Below are 17,123 nucleotides of genomic sequence, written 5' to 3'. Positions count from 1 at the left end.
AATTGCAGGGAACGAAGTGGCACTGCTGAGGTCTGAGCAAAGCTCTCTATTACTAGCTTGGCATAATTTTCAGAAGCTGCCTCATGCTACAGGATGACCGTTTGGGGTTAGTTGGTTAGCCGGAAATCGAATGTCTTCTGGCGAAGGGCAGAATTTTACTGGCGATTCCAGACATCCGATTTCTGTAAGCTTAGGAGAAGCGATCGCGATCGTGGGGTTCTTCAAAATCAATCAAAGGCCCCTTTGCTACAATCCGGTTAGGATTGATCGCTGTTTGGCTCATGTAATAATGCCGTTTGATGTGATCAAAATTGCAGGTTTCCCGCACACCGGGGAACTGATACAGGTCTTTCAGATAGTTCCATAGGTTGGGATAGTCTACGATTCGCTTCAAATTGCACTTAAAGTGACCGTAATAAACCGAATCAAACCGCAACAGCGTAGTAAACATGCAAACATCAGCCTCAGTTAGCTGATTGCCACACAGATAGCGCTGGTTTTCCAGCACCGATTCCCAGCGATCAAGGTGTTCAAATAGTTCGGTCACGGCTTCTTCGTAGGCTTCCTGGGAAGTGGCAAAACCAGAACGGTAAATACCGTTGTTGATTGGCATATAGATAGCATCGATCGTCTGATCAATTTTTTTCTGTAGAGATTTGGGATAAAGATCAATGCCGTTTTGGGCGATCGCTTCAAACTCTGTATCAAACATACGAATAATTTCGCGAGACTCATTGTTAACAATGGTTTGAGTTTCCTTATCCCATAGCACAGGTACGGTTACTCGCCCAGAATAGTCGGGTTTGGCTTTCACATAAATCTTTTGCAGGTACTTTGCTCCATTAACAGAATCAGGAATTGCCCCTGCTGCTTCAGAAAATGCCCAGCCCATATCACTCAAGACTGGATCAACCACTGATAACCCGATCGCATCCTCCAGCCCCTTCAGCTTTCGCATGATCAGTGTGCGGTGCGCCCAGGGACAGGCCAAGGAAACGTCTAAGTGGTAACGGCCCGCCTCTGCCTTAAACCCACTGGAACCATCTGCTGTAACTGGAACCATCTGCTGTAATTTTGTTCCGAAACTTCGTCGGCATCCGATTAAACCGACCTTTGCCCTCTCGCTCAGTCCATTCCGTAGTCCATTTACCGTCGACCAGCATTCCAAGTGCCACGGGTTCTCCTTGGGCAGTTGTTAGTTATTGGTTGTTACTATGCTAACACATACATTTTGTATGCAAACAAATAATGGCAGTAAATACTTCGTCGAGGATGCTTTGGTTAAGCAGCGATAAGTAACGTTTGCATCAGGACCCAGATCTTGTTACTGTTCGCCCCAACCGGGCTGTTGGGCTCGCTTCAATGCTCACAGATATAGCTAGCCACTAGGCTTAGAACGGGGTGCAGGGGTAGAACCCCTAGCTGGGGGCGAAGCCCTCACTCCCTCTCTAATTCCAATGTCCTACGCACCTGCGTAGAGCTATATATCCTTAGCAAAACTATAGATAAGCTGCGTTTGCAAGCGATCGCACACCGTCGATGGTTTTTGACTGAGAGGAAAAACGCTTCGATCCAGCTTCATCTGTAAGCCTGTCAGCGGGTCAGATCCGGGAGAGATGATGAATTCCAGGGTTTGTAAATCAGGAATGGTGGTGAGATTGTCCAGGATTTGGGCGATCGCTTCTACGTAGGGGTGGTTGGGATGCTGATACCAGTCGGGAGCACCAACCAGAGAGTTCTCGAGGCCAAGATGAACTACTAGCCCGGCCCCACTGAAGAGAGCAGAAGCAAGGGGGCGGGCTTCTTCCTGCAACATAAAGTCGTGGATTTTTGCCAAGTGGCGGAGTTTTTCTAGCCAGCCATAGCGTTCCGTAACAGAGAGGGATTCATCCTGCCAGTGGAGGGCGATCGTGACCAGGTAGGTGCGTAGCATCCAGTGACCCAGCTTTTCTGCCTTGGTAGAGAGGTAGCTGGAGTTGTAAGTCGTTGCCTCAATCAACAGTGGCACCCGCTCGACTACTTCCAGACCGTACCCCTTCAATCCAGCGATTTTGCGGGGGTTGTTGGTGATCAGGCGCATTTTACGCACGCCCAGGTCATTGAGAATTTGGGCACCCATACCGTAATTTCGCAGGTCTGCCGGAAAGCCCAGGTGTTCATTAGCTTCCACAGTGTCAAACCCCATGTCCTGAAGTGAGTAGGCTTTCAATTTATTAACCAGGCCAATGCCACGCCCTTCCTGACGGAGATAAACCACCACGCCCTGCCCCGCATTTTCAATCATCTTAAGTGCGGCTTGAAGTTGCATCCGGCAGTCACACCGGAGCGAACCGAGGGCATCTCCGGTCAAACACTCGGAGTGCATCCGCACCAGTACGGGTTGGTTAGCAAACCTGGTGGGGTCACCTTTGACGATCGCAACGTGCTCTGAATTATCTAGAGTGTGCCGATAGGCATAAATCTTGAAATGCCCGAAATCGGAGGGAAGGTCTGCGATCGCCTCCCGCGAAATTAGCCGCTCATGCTCCAATCGGTAGCCAATCAGATCGGCAATGCTAATAATCTTGAGCTGATGAGTCCTAGCATACTCAATCAACTCCGGCAGGCGTGCCATTGAACCATCGGGATTTTGAATTTCACAAATGACCCCAGCCGGATACAGCCCGGCCAGTCGTGCCAGGTCAACGGCTGCCTCTGTATGCCCTGCCCGCTTCAACACCCCCCCTTCCTTGGCCCGCAAGGGAAACACATGACCCGGGCGGCGGAGATCGTGGGGACGGGTCAGGGGATTAATGGCTACCTGAATCGTGCGAGCCCGGTCTTCGGCTGAAATTCCAGTAGTGACCCCAACGCTAGGAGACGCATCAATACTGACTGTGAATGCCGTTTGGTTACTATCGGTGTTGTTCGTAACCATTAACGGCAGTTCTAATTCATCCAGGCGATCGCCTGTCATTGCCAGACAGATCAGGCCACGGGCATAAACTGCCATAAAGTTGATCAAATCTGGAGTGGCAAACTGAGCAGCACAGACCAGATCACCTTCATTCTCGCGGTTTTCATCATCCACTACGACAACGGCCCGACCTGCTTTCAAATCAGCCAAAGCAGCTTCAATGGAATCAAATTGAAAGGGAACAGAAGGGGTTTGGGACAATTCTGCGGAAAAGCTCAAGGTAACATCCGTAAAGTTTCTTAAAACTCACTGACATTTAAATTTTAGTCTGTTTAACCTGGCAAGAGATTCTTTAAGGTTACTAGTTCTGTCTTTAGCGATACTCCACGAGCGTTTCTATAGAGAAAGAGAATTGCAGCCACAGCCACCAGGCTTAGGACGGGGTGCAGGATACTTACTATTAAACTGGCAACCAAAGATCTGGCAACCAAAGATCTGGCAGGGGGCTTCGCCCCCACACCCCCTTTAAGGCCAATGTCCTAAGCAACCTGGCGACAGCTATCCAAAGATCTGCTGTCAGTAGGTTGAGTTAATGAAAGAAGGGAATTTGTTTCTCTCTTTCTAAAAACTTCCCAAAACCTGCTAAGGACTATTACAATGCATCAAACATTGCATCTCTTGCACAAGTACCTAAGTCAGGTTTGGAAAGTGATTTCTGTAATACAGCAATCAACTTTTGCAAGGAGCCTGCGGAAGTAAATCGACTATCCAAAAAGGTAAACCATCATGGGGGATTTGGGACGCGTACCCGTTGGGATCATTGGTGCGTCAGGGTATGGTGGAGTACAGTTGGTGCGGCTCCTGGTGGATCATCCCCGCTTAGAGCTTGCCTACCTGGGAGGAGAAAGTAGTGCTGGACAGGCTTTTTCTGATTTGTATCCCCATTTGGGGCATCAAGTCCAGCAAGCAATTGAGCCGATTGACTTGAACAGAATCGCCGATCGCTGCCAGGTGGTATTTCTTTCATTGCCCAACGGGCTGGCCTTTAAGATGGCTCCTACTTTGCTGGAGAAAGGCTGCAAAGTCCTGGATCTGTCGGCAGACTACCGCTTTTTTGACTTGGCAACCTACACGGCCTGGTACGGAGGCGATCGCACCGACAAAGACATTGCCGAAACAGCCGTTTATGGGTTGCCAGAACTTTACCGCGATCGCATCGCCCGTTCCCAACTGGTAGGTTGCCCCGGTTGCTACCCAACCGCCAGCCTGCTGGCCCTTTCCCCGCTGCTAAAGCAGGGACTCATCGTACCAGAGACAGCCATCATTGATGCCAAATCAGGTACATCGGGGGGGGGACGGCAGGCAAAGACTAACTTGCTCCTGGCAGAAGCCGACAATTCCCTATCGGCCTATAACGTTGCTCGCCATCGCCATACGCCAGAAATTGAGCAGATTTGTAGCGATCTGGCGGGTCATGAAGTGCTGGTTCAGTTCACACCTCATCTGATCCCTATGGTGAGGGGTATCCTGGCAACCGTTTATGCCACCCTGCGGGATCCTGGTCTGGTGCGGGAAGATTTGCTGACTATCTACACCGCGTTCTACCGCAGTTGTCCCTGGGTGAAAATATTACCCAGCGGCGTTTATCCTCAGACTAAATGGGCCTATGGTACCAACCTCTGCTACCTCGGTGTGGAAGTGGATCCCCGCACAGATCGGGTGATTGTAATGTCGGCGATTGACAATTTAATGAAAGGCCAGGCAGGTCAGGCCATTCAATGTCTCAATCTGATGATGGGATGGGATGAAACCCTGGGACTGCCTCAATTGGCATTTTATCCTTAATGGGATGGCACTAAAACGGTAATTGCCTTGGCAACAACCCGAAAGTAGGCAGGTGTCGTTGTTGTAATTTCGCCATCGGTGTTAATTAGGTAAGGGCGACGGGTGATTATCTCAATTTCCTGACCATGAATCGTTCTGACCCAGGGCCAGAAAGCCTGAGTGCCTGATCGCATCGCCGGTAACAACGGGATCATCTGCCACCAGTGGTCAATTTCAAGGCTATAGAGATCAAGCCGCTGGTCGTCAATAGCCGCATCTTCTGCTACCGTCATCCCACCTCCGTAATAGCGTCCGTTGCCAACCGCAATCTGAACAGTTTTGACTTTTAAGGACTCGCCCTTAACGCGAATTTCGGCGGAGAAAGGAACGGAGTGGAAAAGAACCTGAAGCGCAGTAATGGCATAGGCAAATACTCCCCAACGGCGCTTCGCTTCCTTGCTCAATTTTTGTGTGATCCCCACACTCAAACCCAGGCTGGCTACATTAAAAAAGTGCTTACCGTTAACCCAACCTAAATCAATGGGTTGCAATCGGCCAGTGTTGATAACATCACAGGCCGCCAGTAAAGAATTTGGAATTCCCAGCGTACGAGCCAGGTCGTTGGCCGTACCCATCGGCAAAATGCCCAGAGGTAGTTGAGTATCAACCAGTCCTTCGATCGCTGCATTCAGCGTGCCATCCCCCCCACCCACAATCACCAGTTCCACCTGATCCTGGTAGCGGCGAATAATGTCAGAAATATGATGGGGATTCTGGGTTGATTCAATCACCAAATTAAAGTTCAGCGAAATCAGATGAGAAATTGCATTGGACAAATCCCTCTGACCCCGTCGAGCCTGGCGGTTAATCAGTAGCAATGCCCGCTTATTGCCACTTACCGCCACAACTTATTCTCCAAATCTCGCACCTGGCGTTCGAGGCGATCGATCCGGCCCCGGAGTTCATCCATTTCCGCCTGGCGGGGAACCCCAATATCTTGCAGAAGGTTTCGCATTTGGCGTTGCATTGTGGATTCGAAGTTTCCCTGCTCCGACTTCAGTTTTTGCATTAAGTCATCCACAACCGTTTTCGCCTGATCCGGGTTGAGTTTGCCGTCTTTGACCAGTTCATCACTAACTTCTTTAATCTTTTCCGCAACGAGTGAGGTGGTACCAACACCAATCATCAGGAGTTGCGTGAGCCAGTTGTTATTATCCATGCTGTTTTCCTAAAAACGAGGCTGAATCAAATGAGGGGGCGATCGCCGACACCCCCGAACCCATCCAGCGAGAACTGAGTGTCAGACGGCAATCGTTTCCAAATTACAACCCTATTCTGTCAAATTTGCAGTTGCCATTGAGCGATTCCACCTTCGTAACGCAATTTTTACATCAAAGTCTTAATTGTCAAAAAATTTTATCGGGCAAAAAAACACTTCTAAAGTTAGAAGTCCGCTTTCTATTGAAAAGAATGTAAGGAAACAGAGCCTCAACAATACATGGAACCTTTTGGGACAGTGCAGAGCGGTGTTGCAGCATTTAGCTTCTGGCTAAAAGCATCCACGAGAATGATTGCCCAGAAAGGACTCGAGATACCTCTACCGTTTCGATTCATACTGCTTTTCAGTAACGCCACTGTTGAAGAGGCTATGGAGCAATGGAGGTATAAGGTAAGCCCTGCTCTATCACTCATCACTTATCCACGGGTAGACCTCAAGAGGTAATGATGAAGGGCGCTAGCTACCACTATTTTAAATTGAAAAATCAGTATGACTTTAAATTGAAAAATCAGTATGACTTGAGCACTACCTATCCACGTAACTAAGGCTGGGAACACTGCCCTTACACCCCCTTTCGGCCTAACATACTAACGCGTTTGCTTAGAGCTATATTTACTACAACACAGATTCCGTATAATTTTCATGTTTATATAGCCATAACTACTAGACTTAAGACAGGGTGCAAGAGTGGAATCCTTGGCTGGGGACTTGGCCTCACCCTCCTTGAATCTAGTGTCCTAAGCAATATGGCGGCATATATGTATACATAATGTATATAAGATTAAGCTTCTGGCTCCACCGATGGTTATTGAATGGTTGAAAATCAAAGTGTCTTCTGAACTACGCGAAAAATATATTCAGAAAGATGAAGAAATTTGGTCGGCAGCACTGACCAAATATCCCGGCTTTTTAGGTAAACAGGTGTGGATTAATCCTAAGCAGCAGGATGAAGTAGTCCTGGTTATTTATTGGGAAAGCCGCGATGCCTGGAAAGGCGTTTCGGCGACGCACATGGAAGAAACTGAGCAACGTTTCCTAAGGGAAATGGGGGAGGGCACCTACCAAATCATTGAAGAGGGAGAGTATCAAGTCCGTAAATTTCCTCAGCCATCTACTCCTCAGCCTTCCGGCAACCACTAAACAGATTGGCTTACTGATGCCTGTACCATTAGGCCAATCTTAACGTATCAAAAAGGACAATTCTTTGCTCCTGGCCAAATAACCAGGAAACTCTGATACCCCCTCCATTCTGGATCCATGGCCTTTTGTGAAGGGATTCAAGCCGTCTAAATAGAACAACGCTCAGACTGGTGAGCGCTTTATTGTTATAGTAGAACCGCGTTTTAGAGGGAACTGCTAGTATAGCTCTTGCCGCCACCACTACGGTCATCACGGGGTTTGGCTTTGTTCACTTTAAGTTCGCGTCCTAGCCATTCTGCACCATCAAGTTCGGCGATCGCCGCGTCTTCGCTAGCTTCGTCCTTCATCTCAACAAATGCAAACCCACGTTTTCTACCCGTTTCACGGTCTGTAGGAAGGCTGATTCGGGCTACCTCGCCGTACTCCGAGAAAACTTCTCGCAAATCCTCCTCAGTAGCCTGAAAGGACAGGTTACCAATGTAAATAGTCACGCTTCTCTCCAACCAAAATCTTTAAGGGGGAACGTCCAATAAGGGTCGAAGCAGCAAAGGAGATAACTACTTGCGATAGCTCATTGAGACAATATTCGTTGGTCATTATAACTGAATCTAACCGTAGAAGCAGCATAGATTCAATGAAATGTCTACCCTCAAAAAACTCAATTTCTGTCAAGAGGATGGCTGAGGCTTCTGTAGAGGAAGTCTTTAGCACGATTGCCCTTCCTGCAAGCTGGAACTCAGAACCCTGAATCCATCGGTTGAGGACCCAAAGCGTTTTAAGATGAAGTGGGTAGAGTTCAAGAGGTAGCGATTAAATGGCACTAGCTGCTGTCAATCTCAACATTATGATTGAGACACTACCTGAAGAGGAGCCAGATTTAGTGAGGTCATTGTGTCTGAGGGAGCAATGCTGAATGGATACTAAGGCTTTTAAGCGATCGCTGAACAATTCTGAAAACTACCACCGCAAGGGCTTTGGGCACGAAGCCGAAGTTGCCGGTCAGATGCAGTCAGAGTACGAAAGCAGTCTGATCCAGCAGATCCGAAACAATCACTTCACCCTCCAGCGAGGAGATGTCACCATTCGATTGGCTGAAGCCTTTGGATTTTGCTGGGGAGTTGAGCGGGCAGTTGCGATGGCCTATGAAACCCGACAGCATTTTCCTGAAGAACGCATCTGGATTACCAATGAGATTATTCACAACCCTTCCGTCAATCAGCGCCTCCGGGAAATGGAGGTTCACTTTATTCCAGTAATTGCAGGCAAGAAGGATTTTTCTGGTGTTGAGCCTGGTGATGTAGTGATTCTGCCTGCCTTTGGAGCTAGTGTGCAAGAAATGCAACTCCTCAATGATCGCGGCTGTACGATTGTTGACACCACCTGCCCGTGGGTGGCTAAGGTCTGGAATACCGTTGAGAAGCATAAGAAGAATTCCTATACGTCTATCATTCACGGGAAGTACAAGCACGAAGAGACGATCGCTACCAGTTCCTTTGCAGGCACCTATCTGATCGTGCTGAATATGCAAGAAGCTGAGTATGTGGCAGATTACATCCTCAATGGGGGCGATCGGGATGCCTTCATGGCCAGGTTTAGTCGCGCCTGTTCCGAGGGATTTGACCCCGACCGTGACCTGGAACGGATTGGGATCGCTAATCAAACCACCATGCTCAAAGGTGAAACTGAACAGATTGGCAAACTGTTTGAACGCACAATGATGCGGAAATACGGCCCCGACCAGCTCAACCAGCACTTTCTTAGCTTCAACACCATCTGCGATGCAACCCAAGAGCGGCAAGATGCGATGTTCAAGCTTGTCGATGAACCCCTGGATCTGATGATTGTGATTGGTGGCTACAATTCCTCCAATACCACCCATTTGCAGGAAATTGCAGTTGAGCGGAATATTCCCTCTTACCACATCGATAGTGCTAACCGCATTGGCCCCGGTAACCGAATCGAGCATAAACCATTGGATCGGGATTTGGAGGTAACCGAAAACTGGCTGCCCACTGGTCCTGTAGTGATTGGCATTACCTCTGGAGCATCCACACCTGACAAGATTGTGGAGGATGTAGTTGAGAAAATTTTTCAAATCAAAGCAGTTGCCCCTGTAGCATAGGCCAGACCTGTCAATTCTCCATGCTACCCCTGGTAACAGCTATATCTATCACTGACACCTCAATGAGAGGTGTAACATCTCTGTTCCACCAGCCTATACTGTCATAAACTGGCGTTAGCGTCAGGGTGGATCTGGGTAATATAAGGGATGGCTGGGTTCTCCGAGTTTAAACCGACTGATTTGTTGGCTCGAATTGCGCAGATTGCAGCAGTTGTAGCACCAAAGTCCAGAACAGCGGAACCTGAAGTAAAAGCTGAGCTTTATGACGGCTTGAGGGTAACCCTGGAAAATCAGGGTGGGCCAAGAGTGACCCTACTTTCGAGTGAAGCAGTTGCCTTTATCGCCAGTGAGGCAGTAGCTCTGCACAATGTGGAAACCTACCTTCAGCTAGGTGAAGTGTTGCATGAACAGCGAAAGCTGACTGAGGCAGTTTCCGTCTTTCAACGAGCTGCCCAGCTTTATCCAGAAGATGCCAGAGTTTATGGAAAACTGGGACAGATTTTTGCTGAGCGGGGGCAATTTGTCGAAGCGTCTAATGCGCTATGGCGCGCGCTTCAGCTAAATCCGAATGATTCCGATACATGTGTTTGCTTGGGAACTGTTTTGGAACAGCAGGGTAGTATAGCAGATGCGATCGCCCTTTACCGAAAAGCTGTGCAGCTTAACCCGCAGGATGCTACTGCCTGCAAAGGTCTAGGCATTCTCCTATTTAGGCAGGGCAACTTTTCAGAAGCCATTGCCCTGTTTCATCAGGTGATTCAACTCAGTCCCAATCATGGTGATACCTATACAGAACTGGGCATTGTTTTAGCCCAACAGGGCAATCTGGAAGAGGCGATCGCTTTTTACCGCAAAGCGATTCAGCTCGATCCCAATCATGCGAGGGCCTACTTTAGCCTGGGAGTTGCATGGCACAAGCAAGGCAAGCTAGAAGAGGCGATCGCCGCTTACAACCGGGCTATTCAAATCAATTTGGACTATGCCGAAGCGTATCTAAATCTGGGGATTGCGCTGGAGCAACAACAGCATCGAGAGAACGCGATTGTGGCTTTGCAAATGTCCAGAAACCTGTACCGCAAACAGGGCAATATTCAGAAAGCCACTCAAATCGAAATCAGCCTCAACCAGATCAAGGCGATCGCCGGAGACAGGTAAAAGGGGAACTTTAGTTGTTGTTTGTTAGTTGTTATCGCTATAGCCACCAGGCTTAGGACGGGGTGCAGGGGTGGAACCCCTGGCTGGGGGCAAAGCCCCCACCCTTTGAACCCATGTCCTGAGCGACCTGGCGACAGCGATAGTTGTTAGAGCGGGGTGAAAGGTAGATGAGTGATAGGGTGATTGCTCTTTACATCCATCACTCCATCACTCCATCACTCATCCACCCTCCCACTCATCCCCCCATCCCCCCCATTCTCAGTCTTCTTCACCAAACTCCAGAACAGGCAAATTCTCCTCCAGCACAGCATACTCTTCCAGCAGATTGGCAGTCACCAGACGGGCAACCCGGCTACTGCGCCAGTATCGGCTGTGGTCAGATACCAGCCCCAGCGCCATCGTGACGTCTCCAAGGCTTTTTTTAAGAAAGTTGCGCTCACCCAGATACTTGTCTTGCAGGTAGAGTGTAGAGTCGTCCAGTTCCAGGCTGGCTTTGATAGGGTAGGCAAAAATGTCGGAAGCGTGGATTACATTGATCCACCGAAGCGGTTTGCCAGTATAGCGGCTGGCAAATTGTTTTAGCCGCTGCACATCAATGCTTAGAACCTGGTTGAAAAACAGAATGGGGGATCCGAGAGTCGTGACGCTTCTTAACCGCACCTTTCTTCCCTGGCTGGAGCCACTCAATCCCTTAATCACATTGCGGATGTAAAAGGCGGGATCGTTGGGAGCAAAGGCATCTGAAAAGAGGATGTCCCATAAAATGATGCTGCCGAGGGAATGGGCAACGATATGAAGGTCTTCTTCAAACGGAGTATCGGCTAGAAAATTAAGGAACTGGACCGCAATAATCCGTCGGACTTCACGCCCGCGAGTGCTGTTTAGATAGGTAAAGATGTCATTGAAAACCCCGGTAATTAGCTGTTCCCGCCGCTGTCGGTAGTGGAAAATGTCGTCAATATCAATTAAGGGATGCTCTAACTGGAAGACTTCCAGGTCCTGTTGCACCCAGTCCCAAACTTTGTTCGTGTTGCCCAGGGCATCGCCCCAAAAGCTGGAGTAAAACTCAGGCAATGGCAGGTCTCGACTGGAGAATTCTTCAATCAGACGCGATCGCACCGGATCGGCATAACCAACCTGCCTCACCGAGGCTCCATGCATAAACCAGACCAGCATGATTCTCTTCCCAACCCTTGCAGGTTTAGTGTCTCATTCAACTTCAGACTTGTGAACGGTTAATTTTTTTCGTACTGCTCGTATGCTGAAACAATGCGCTGCACCAGGGGGTGGCGAATAACATCGGCTTTGGTCAGATGACAAAAAGCAATCCCTTCCACGGATTGCAGTATCTTTTCGGCAACAGCCAACCCGGAAGACTGATGGGAGGGTAGATCTGTCTGGGTCAGGTCTCCGGTAACCACCATGCGAGAGCGAAAACCCAGCCGGGTCAGAATCATTTTCATTTGGGCTGGAGTCGTGTTCTGCGCTTCATCCAGAATGACGAAAGAATTGTTGAGCGTCCGCCCCCGCATATAGGCGATCGGGGCAACCTCAATCACACCGCGCTCCATCAAACCGGGGATTTTCTCAGGATCAATGAACTCATACAGCGCGTCATAGAGGGGGCGCAGGTAGGGGTTCACCTTTTGCTGTAAATCTCCCGGCAAAAATCCCAGCTTTTCACCCGCTTCAACGGCAGGACGGGTAAGAATTAATCGCTCATATTGATTGGCTAATAACGCCTGCACCGCCAGTACAGCCGCCAGGAATGTTTTTCCGGTACCCGCTGGCCCAATACAGAAGGTCAGGTCATGGGTACGGACTGCCTGGATATACTGGCGTTGCCGAAAAGTTTTGGCACGGACTTCTTCACCCCGGCGTGTGCGGGCTAAAACATCCTGCTGGAGGTCTTGCAGGTCATCCTGACGCTGAGTATCCAGGGCATGACGAGCAGTCAAAATGTCTACCCCGCTAATCGGTTTGCCCTGACTCCAAAAATCTTTCAAGGCCATGACCAGCCGATTGCTCAGGTCGCGCTGAGTTTTTGTGCCTGAAATGAACAGTTCTTGCCCACGCAGAACAACCCTGGCTCCTGTCTGTTGGGCCAAAGTTTTCAGGTTTTCTTCTCGTTCACCGGCGAGGGCGATCGCGCTATCAATGCTGGGCAATTGAATGACGAGGGAATCTACCACTATTAACTCAAAACCGATGAACTATACCTGAATTAGTTCCGTTTACGGGATGCTTCAGCTTTCCGTTTACGACGCAGGCTGGGCTTTTCATAGCGTTCACGACGCTTAACCTCCGATAGGATGCCAGCTTTCTGAATTTTTTTCTTGAAGCGCCGCAGGGCTGAATCAATGGACTCGTTTTCACCTAGACGGATCTCTGCCACAGGATGAGTTCACCTCCTTGCCACAGGTCATCAGGAATAGGGGAATCAGTTTCCAGAGAAATGATTGCGCGATCGTGGCCTTGATGACCCTCTAGAACTTGAAGGTCGTCGTGAATTGCTTCTTTCGGAGGGAGAATCGGGAGTGCTATCCCCATCGCGCATGTGGGGAAATCCGCCATAGATATCCAGATAGGCTGAATACCCAGCTGAGCGAGCAACACCCTCCAGAACGGTGCGAATGGCTTGAATATTGCGCCCACCCCGCCCAAAAACTCGCCCCTTGTCTGAACCTTCAAATGCCAGACGCACCCAAACCTTTGCCTTACTCTGGGAAACTTCACAGTCAACTTTAAGAGACTCCGGTACCTCAAGGAAAGGCTGAACCAAAAACTTAACCAATCCTGCGTAGTCTGGAGTAACGATTTTGGAAGCGTTTGTTGCAACGGGTTCAGGCATTGACCTGCTCAAAAACGTTGGCTTTCTGCAAAATACTGCGTACGGTATCAGTTGGCTGTGCCCCTTCTTTGAGGCGCTTTACAATCGCGGGAACATTCAGCCGCGTTTCATCCGTGCGGGGATTGTAAAAACCCAGCTCTTCCAGTGGACGTCCGTCTCGACGACTCGTGCTGTGCATCGCGACAATCCGGTAGCTGACTTCACGTTTTTTGCCGTATCGCTTCAATCGCAATTTGATCATATTCTGTAGGGTGTGCTTTTCCTAGGAATGACAACAGTTAAGGGTTTCAGTTTCAGGAAGCAGGGATGAGCCACCAACCCGCAAACTCTTAAAGAAGATCATGGACTCATTATTTTATCACACTGCTATAGCGTTCCGAATCCCTTCTTCTTTTTATCCTTCTTTTTCTTCTTACCCGGATTTCCACCGGGATAGCCCCGCCACCCTGGTTGCGGGGGACGATAGCCAGCCGCAGGACCACCCATACCGGGCATTCCACCCATACCGGGCATTCCCGGCATCCCCGGCAAACGTCCCTGCCCCATCTGTTGCATCATGTTCCGCATCTTCTGGAACTTGCTCACCAGTTCACTCACATCCCTTTCTGAGCGCCCAGAACCACGAGCCACCCGGCGACGGCGGCTGGGTGAGCCTGCTAACAGCTCCGGATTCTTTCGCTCTTCAATTGTCATCGAACCAATCATGGCTTCTGCTTTCTTCAGTTCAGCCTCCCCTTGCTGAAGCTGGTCATCGCTAATTTTGTTCATGCCTGGGATCAGTTTCATGATGCCACCCAGGGAGCCCATAGTTTTTAGCAGGCGAGTCTGTTTAAGGAAGTCGGTAAAGTCAAACTTGGCAGAAAGGATCTTTTCCTGCATCTTCTCAGCTTCTGCCAGGTCAACTTCTTCCCGCGCCTTCTCGACCAGGGTCAGCACGTCGCCCATACCCAAAATGCGGGAGGCCATGCGATCAGGATAGAAGGGTTGGAGGGCTTCTACTTTCTCGCCAACACCGATGAACTTGATTGGTTTACCGGAAATCTGCCGCACCGAAAGGGCTGCCCCACCCCGCGTATCGCCATCCATTTTGGTCAGAATGGCCCCTGTAATACCAATCTGTTCATGGAAGGTGTGGGTCAGGTTGGCCGCTTCCTGACCAGTCATGGCATCGACTACCAGCAGCACTTCGTGGGGTTGCACAGTTTCCTTGATGCGAGCCAGTTCTGCCATCATGTCCTGGTCAATCTGCAAACGACCAGCGGTGTCAATGATGACAGTGTTGATGCCATCTTCCCTGGCTTTTTCGACTCCCCGGCGGGCAATTTCAACCGGATTGGCATCCTTGCCCATCTCAAAGACAGGAACATCGATCTGTTTACCCAGGGTGATTAACTGGTCGATCGCCGCTGGACGGTAAACATCGGTGGCTACCAGCATTGTGCTACGATTTTCCTTCCGCAGGTGAAGTGCCAGTTTAGCGGTTGCCGTGGTTTTACCCGTTCCCTGCAAGCCTGCCATCAGGATGATAGTGGGGGGCGTTTCGGCTTCTGCCAGAGGCTCGTTGGCCCCACCCATCACCTCGACCAGTTCGTTATAAACAATTTCAATGAACTGCTGGTCTGGACGAACACCGGTGATGACTTCTGCACCCTGGGCTTTGGTTTCCACCTCGGCCACAAAGTTTTTTACTACCTGGAGGTTGACGTCGGCCTCCAGCAGGGCGCGCCGGACTTCCCTCACGGCTTCTTTAATATTGGACTCAGAAATTCTGTCCTGACCGCGCAGTTTTTTCCAGGCTGATTCGAGGCGATCGGAGAGGGCTTCAAACATAGAGGTTTCTTGGAGGTGACTAACCCTTATACAAAAAATAGCGTGGCAACTATTCGCCCGCTATTTACCACTATGTAACAGATTAGTGCGTTCCTGGTAAGGATCCTACAGGGAATGCCCGTACCAGCAAAACTGATATTTCTAAAATCCTTCCTGCATTCATTCTGTTCGCTTAACCTAAACCGAGCCACTCAAGTAAACCCTGACCCGTGACATATTCAATGATCAGGGTAAGTGCAAAGCCAATCATCGCAGCGCGACCGTTTAAACGCTCAGCATACTCATTGAAGCCAAATTTGGGTTCCTCTAATCTTGGGGTTGCAGTGGGCTGTGTTTGAGTCATGGGGTTCACCTTGTATCTACCGTGACGGGGAAGTTGAGTTGGGCGAAAAGCGCCAACTGCCATCAGTTTACAATTCTTAATAGGTTTTAGCACAGAGATGTTTGTGGTTCAACTGCGAGTGAGTGGATGGGAGGATGAGGGGATGGGGAAACCTCAGAATTCAAAATTTACTCAGAATTCAAAAATTTAGAACTCATCTAACCCTGCCACTCATCTGCTCATCTACTTTCCCCTCACTCCTCACTAACAACTAGCGCAGGGAGGATTAACCCTAATGTTTCAGTACGGGAATCCGCCTAAAAGCATCTTCTGGTCGATTTTCTATGTGGGTTGAAGGCGATAAAGTAGTAGTAGGCAGATTCATAACTCTTAATGAGATGTTGGTTCCTTTTAAGTCGCCTTTTGAAAAGGTTAGATTGGTTCCGTTATTCGAGTTTGGATTTAAGAGGACAGCTTTTAACTGTCATTTACGAAGCGTCTGGGTAGGCACGTTATGCGAAACAAAATTACTTCACTGTTCAAGCCATTGCTGAAGGTGCTGTTGGCGATCGGGCTGGTGCTAACCCTGGCATTTAGCCATGCCAATGGGGCTCTGGCGGCTCCTGGTGGCGGACGGATTGGGGGTGGTTCCTTTAGGGCACCGAGCCGCACCTACACGGCACCCCGGACCTATGCTCCTCCAGGTGGTGGCTATGGTTATGGGGGCGGCTATGGAGTTCCCTTCGTCTTTCCTTCGCCGATTTTTTGGGTTGGAGGGGGTGGATTGTTTAGTGTCCTGATTTTCCTGGCGATCGCCGGATTTCTGGTGCAAACCTTCCGCCGCTTCCAGAGCAGCGATGGTTACGGTTACGAGGTGGCTGATCCTACTGTTTCTGTTGCTTGTCTCCAGGTTGGGTTGCTGGCAGAGGCGCGTGAGCTGCAAACAGACTTGAACAAGCTGGCGATGAAAGCAGATACCAGCTCTACCGCGGGTCTGTCAGCCGTTCTGCAGGAAACGACATTGGCACTTTTGCGTCACCCCGAATATTGGGTTTATGGTGGCTCTACGGTTCAACAAGCCCGTTTGCAGTCGGCTGAGGCTGAGTTCAATCGGATGCTGTTATCTGAGCGTAGTAAGTTTAGTGGTGAAACCCTGTCGAATGTCAATAACCAGCTTCGTCAGGCGACGACCCCTAAACCCCTTCCCAGTTCCCAAGCTGATGGGGCATTGTTGGAGCAAGGTCCGGGCGAATATATTGTGGTGACGTTGCTGGTTGGTACACAAGGCAAGCTGGATCTGCCCAAGGTGAACAACTCGGATGATATGCGTCGGGCATTACAGCAACTGGGGGGAGTTCCCAGCGATCGTCTGCTGGCGCTAGAAGTTCTGTGGACACCTCAGGCAGAGGGCGATGTCCTCACCAGCGAAGACTTGCTGGTGCAGTATCCGAACCTGAAAATGATCTAGCATCGTAGGCCAATCGGTCTGAATCACAATCGGTCTGAATCACAATTTGTTGTAGAAAAAGGGGCTGCTCAGCCCCTTTTTTTATTTTGTTTGTCTGTAGCGAATTCCCAGAATCAGTGACTGTTTGAACTTTTTTCAGCTCTTATCTGTAGTAAAGGTGAGTCGAACAGGTTGCTGGTATAGTAACCGCACTAACAACTATAGCGATCCTGCTTGAAATTTGAATGGGGTGCAGG

17 protein-coding genes are annotated in these 17,123 nt (G+C 49.6%); 5 read left to right on the top strand and 12 right to left on the bottom strand.

Going from position 1 to position 17,123, the window contains the following annotated elements; all coding sequences use genetic code 11:
• Nucleotides 1-190: 190 nt before the first annotated feature.
• Complete coding sequence (locus P4D80_RS22895; RefSeq protein WP_421659588.1) at nucleotides 191-958, bottom strand: glutathione S-transferase family protein; 768 nt, start codon at nucleotides 956-958, stop codon at nucleotides 191-193.
• Nucleotides 959-1,480: 522 nt separating this feature from the next.
• Nucleotides 1,481-3,175, bottom strand: a complete 1,695-nt coding sequence (ribBA, locus tag P4D80_RS22890; RefSeq protein ID WP_421656368.1) for a bifunctional 3,4-dihydroxy-2-butanone-4-phosphate synthase/GTP cyclohydrolase II — start codon at nucleotides 3,173-3,175, stop codon at nucleotides 1,481-1,483.
• 507 nt (nucleotides 3,176-3,682) lie between these two features.
• On the opposite strand from ribBA, the gene argC reads away from it, so the two are divergent.
• A complete protein-coding gene (gene argC, locus P4D80_RS22885; RefSeq protein WP_421656367.1) occupies nucleotides 3,683-4,741 on the top strand; it encodes an N-acetyl-gamma-glutamyl-phosphate reductase in 1,059 nt (352 codons plus the stop codon).
• Here argC and P4D80_RS22880 read toward each other — a convergent pair.
• The gene (locus P4D80_RS22880; RefSeq protein WP_421656366.1) at nucleotides 4,738-5,625 is read right to left on the bottom strand and encodes a lipid kinase; all 888 of its coding nucleotides are present in this window, start codon (nucleotides 5,623-5,625) and stop codon (nucleotides 4,738-4,740) included. The two genes, argC and P4D80_RS22880, sit on opposite strands and share 4 nt — an antisense overlap.
• On the bottom strand, nucleotides 5,616-5,939 hold the full coding sequence (locus tag P4D80_RS22875; RefSeq protein WP_421656365.1) for a phasin family protein: 324 nt from the start codon (nucleotides 5,937-5,939) through the stop codon (nucleotides 5,616-5,618). The genes P4D80_RS22880 and P4D80_RS22875 overlap by 10 nt, the downstream gene beginning before the upstream one ends.
• Nucleotides 5,940-6,800: 861 nt before the next feature.
• On the opposite strand from P4D80_RS22875, the gene P4D80_RS22870 reads away from it, so the two are divergent.
• Nucleotides 6,801-7,139: a TIGR03792 family protein gene (locus P4D80_RS22870; protein ID WP_421656364.1), complete on the top strand. Its 339-nt coding sequence runs from the start codon at nucleotides 6,801-6,803 to the stop codon at nucleotides 7,137-7,139.
• Between the two features lie 203 nt (nucleotides 7,140-7,342).
• Here P4D80_RS22870 and P4D80_RS22865 read toward each other — a convergent pair whose 3' ends face one another.
• Complete coding sequence (locus P4D80_RS22865; RefSeq protein ID WP_421656363.1) at nucleotides 7,343-7,630, bottom strand: RNA recognition motif domain-containing protein; 288 nt, start codon at nucleotides 7,628-7,630, stop codon at nucleotides 7,343-7,345.
• A 422-nt stretch (nucleotides 7,631-8,052) separates the two neighbouring features.
• On the opposite strand from P4D80_RS22865, the gene P4D80_RS22860 reads away from it, so the two are divergent.
• Nucleotides 8,053-9,261: a 4-hydroxy-3-methylbut-2-enyl diphosphate reductase gene (locus P4D80_RS22860; protein ID WP_421656362.1), complete on the top strand. Its 1,209-nt coding sequence runs from the start codon at nucleotides 8,053-8,055 to the stop codon at nucleotides 9,259-9,261.
• Between the two features lie 147 nt (nucleotides 9,262-9,408).
• The gene (locus tag P4D80_RS22855; protein ID WP_421656361.1) at nucleotides 9,409-10,416 is read left to right on the top strand and encodes a tetratricopeptide repeat protein; all 1,008 of its coding nucleotides are present in this window, start codon (nucleotides 9,409-9,411) and stop codon (nucleotides 10,414-10,416) included.
• Between the two features lie 258 nt (nucleotides 10,417-10,674).
• On the opposite strand, the gene P4D80_RS22850 is transcribed toward P4D80_RS22855, so the two are convergent.
• The 7 genes from P4D80_RS22850 to P4D80_RS22820 all read right to left on the bottom strand — a co-directional run bounded on the left by P4D80_RS22850 (nucleotide 10,675) and on the right by P4D80_RS22820 (nucleotide 15,503).
• Entirely contained in the window at nucleotides 10,675-11,592 is a 918-nt protein-coding gene (locus tag P4D80_RS22850) for a hypothetical protein (protein ID WP_421656360.1), read from the bottom strand.
• A 59-nt stretch (nucleotides 11,593-11,651) separates the two neighbouring features.
• Entirely contained in the window at nucleotides 11,652-12,608 is a 957-nt protein-coding gene (locus tag P4D80_RS22845) for a PhoH family protein (protein WP_421656359.1), read from the bottom strand.
• Nucleotides 12,609-12,640: 32 nt separating this feature from the next.
• Nucleotides 12,641-12,811, bottom strand: a complete 171-nt coding sequence (gene rpsU / locus P4D80_RS22840; protein ID WP_421656358.1) for a 30S ribosomal protein S21 — start codon at nucleotides 12,809-12,811, stop codon at nucleotides 12,641-12,643.
• Nucleotides 12,812-12,856: 45 nt separating this feature from the next.
• Nucleotides 12,857-13,267 carry a KH domain-containing protein gene (locus P4D80_RS22835; protein WP_421656357.1) on the bottom strand — a complete coding sequence of 137 codons (411 nt, stop codon included), beginning with the start codon at nucleotides 13,265-13,267 and terminating at the stop codon, nucleotides 12,857-12,859.
• On the bottom strand, nucleotides 13,260-13,508 hold the full coding sequence (gene rpsP, locus P4D80_RS22830; RefSeq protein ID WP_421656356.1) for a 30S ribosomal protein S16: 249 nt from the start codon (nucleotides 13,506-13,508) through the stop codon (nucleotides 13,260-13,262). Before rpsP ends, P4D80_RS22835 begins: the two co-directional genes overlap by 8 nt.
• Nucleotides 13,509-13,633: 125 nt before the next feature.
• Nucleotides 13,634-15,097: a signal recognition particle protein gene (gene ffh, locus P4D80_RS22825; RefSeq protein WP_421656354.1), complete on the bottom strand. Its 1,464-nt coding sequence runs from the start codon at nucleotides 15,095-15,097 to the stop codon at nucleotides 13,634-13,636.
• Between the two features lie 172 nt (nucleotides 15,098-15,269).
• Nucleotides 15,270-15,503, bottom strand: a complete 234-nt coding sequence (locus P4D80_RS22820) for a hypothetical protein (protein ID WP_421659618.1) — start codon at nucleotides 15,501-15,503, stop codon at nucleotides 15,270-15,272.
• A 430-nt stretch (nucleotides 15,504-15,933) separates the two neighbouring features.
• Between P4D80_RS22820 and P4D80_RS22815 the strand changes: the two genes are divergently transcribed.
• Entirely contained in the window at nucleotides 15,934-16,887 is a 954-nt protein-coding gene (locus tag P4D80_RS22815) for a DUF1517 domain-containing protein (protein ID WP_421656353.1), read from the top strand.
• The last annotated feature ends 236 nt before the right edge of the window (nucleotides 16,888-17,123 follow it).

It is taken from the genome of Leptothermofonsia sp. ETS-13 (genome assembly GCF_049200465.1).
Classification (GTDB): Bacteria; Cyanobacteriota; Cyanobacteriia; order Leptolyngbyales; family Leptolyngbyaceae; genus Leptothermofonsia.
This window is presented reverse-complemented; position numbering and strand designations above follow the sequence as displayed.

Coding starts and splice junctions, on each gene's coding strand:
- P4D80_RS22895 (WP_421659588.1), bottom strand. CDS start 958: ATGCGAAAGCTGAAGGGGCTGGAGGATGCGATCGGGTTATCAGTGGTT.
- argC (WP_421656367.1), top strand. CDS start 3,683: ATGGGGGATTTGGGACGCGTACCCGTTGGGATCATTGGTGCGTCAGGG.
- P4D80_RS22875 (WP_421656365.1), bottom strand. CDS start 5,939: ATGGATAATAACAACTGGCTCACGCAACTCCTGATGATTGGTGTTGGT.
- P4D80_RS22870 (WP_421656364.1), top strand. CDS start 6,801: ATGGTTATTGAATGGTTGAAAATCAAAGTGTCTTCTGAACTACGCGAA.
- P4D80_RS22860 (WP_421656362.1), top strand. CDS start 8,053: ATGGATACTAAGGCTTTTAAGCGATCGCTGAACAATTCTGAAAACTAC.
- P4D80_RS22855 (WP_421656361.1), top strand. CDS start 9,409: ATGGCTGGGTTCTCCGAGTTTAAACCGACTGATTTGTTGGCTCGAATT.
- P4D80_RS22850 (WP_421656360.1), bottom strand. CDS start 11,592: ATGCTGGTCTGGTTTATGCATGGAGCCTCGGTGAGGCAGGTTGGTTAT.
- P4D80_RS22835 (WP_421656357.1), bottom strand. CDS start 13,267: ATGCCTGAACCCGTTGCAACAAACGCTTCCAAAATCGTTACTCCAGAC.
- rpsP (WP_421656356.1), bottom strand. CDS start 13,508: ATGATCAAATTGCGATTGAAGCGATACGGCAAAAAACGTGAAGTCAGC.
- ffh (WP_421656354.1), bottom strand. CDS start 15,097: ATGTTTGAAGCCCTCTCCGATCGCCTCGAATCAGCCTGGAAAAAACTG.
- P4D80_RS22820 (WP_421659618.1), bottom strand. CDS start 15,503: ATGGCAGTTGGCGCTTTTCGCCCAACTCAACTTCCCCGTCACGGTAGA.
- P4D80_RS22815 (WP_421656353.1), top strand. CDS start 15,934: ATGCGAAACAAAATTACTTCACTGTTCAAGCCATTGCTGAAGGTGCTG.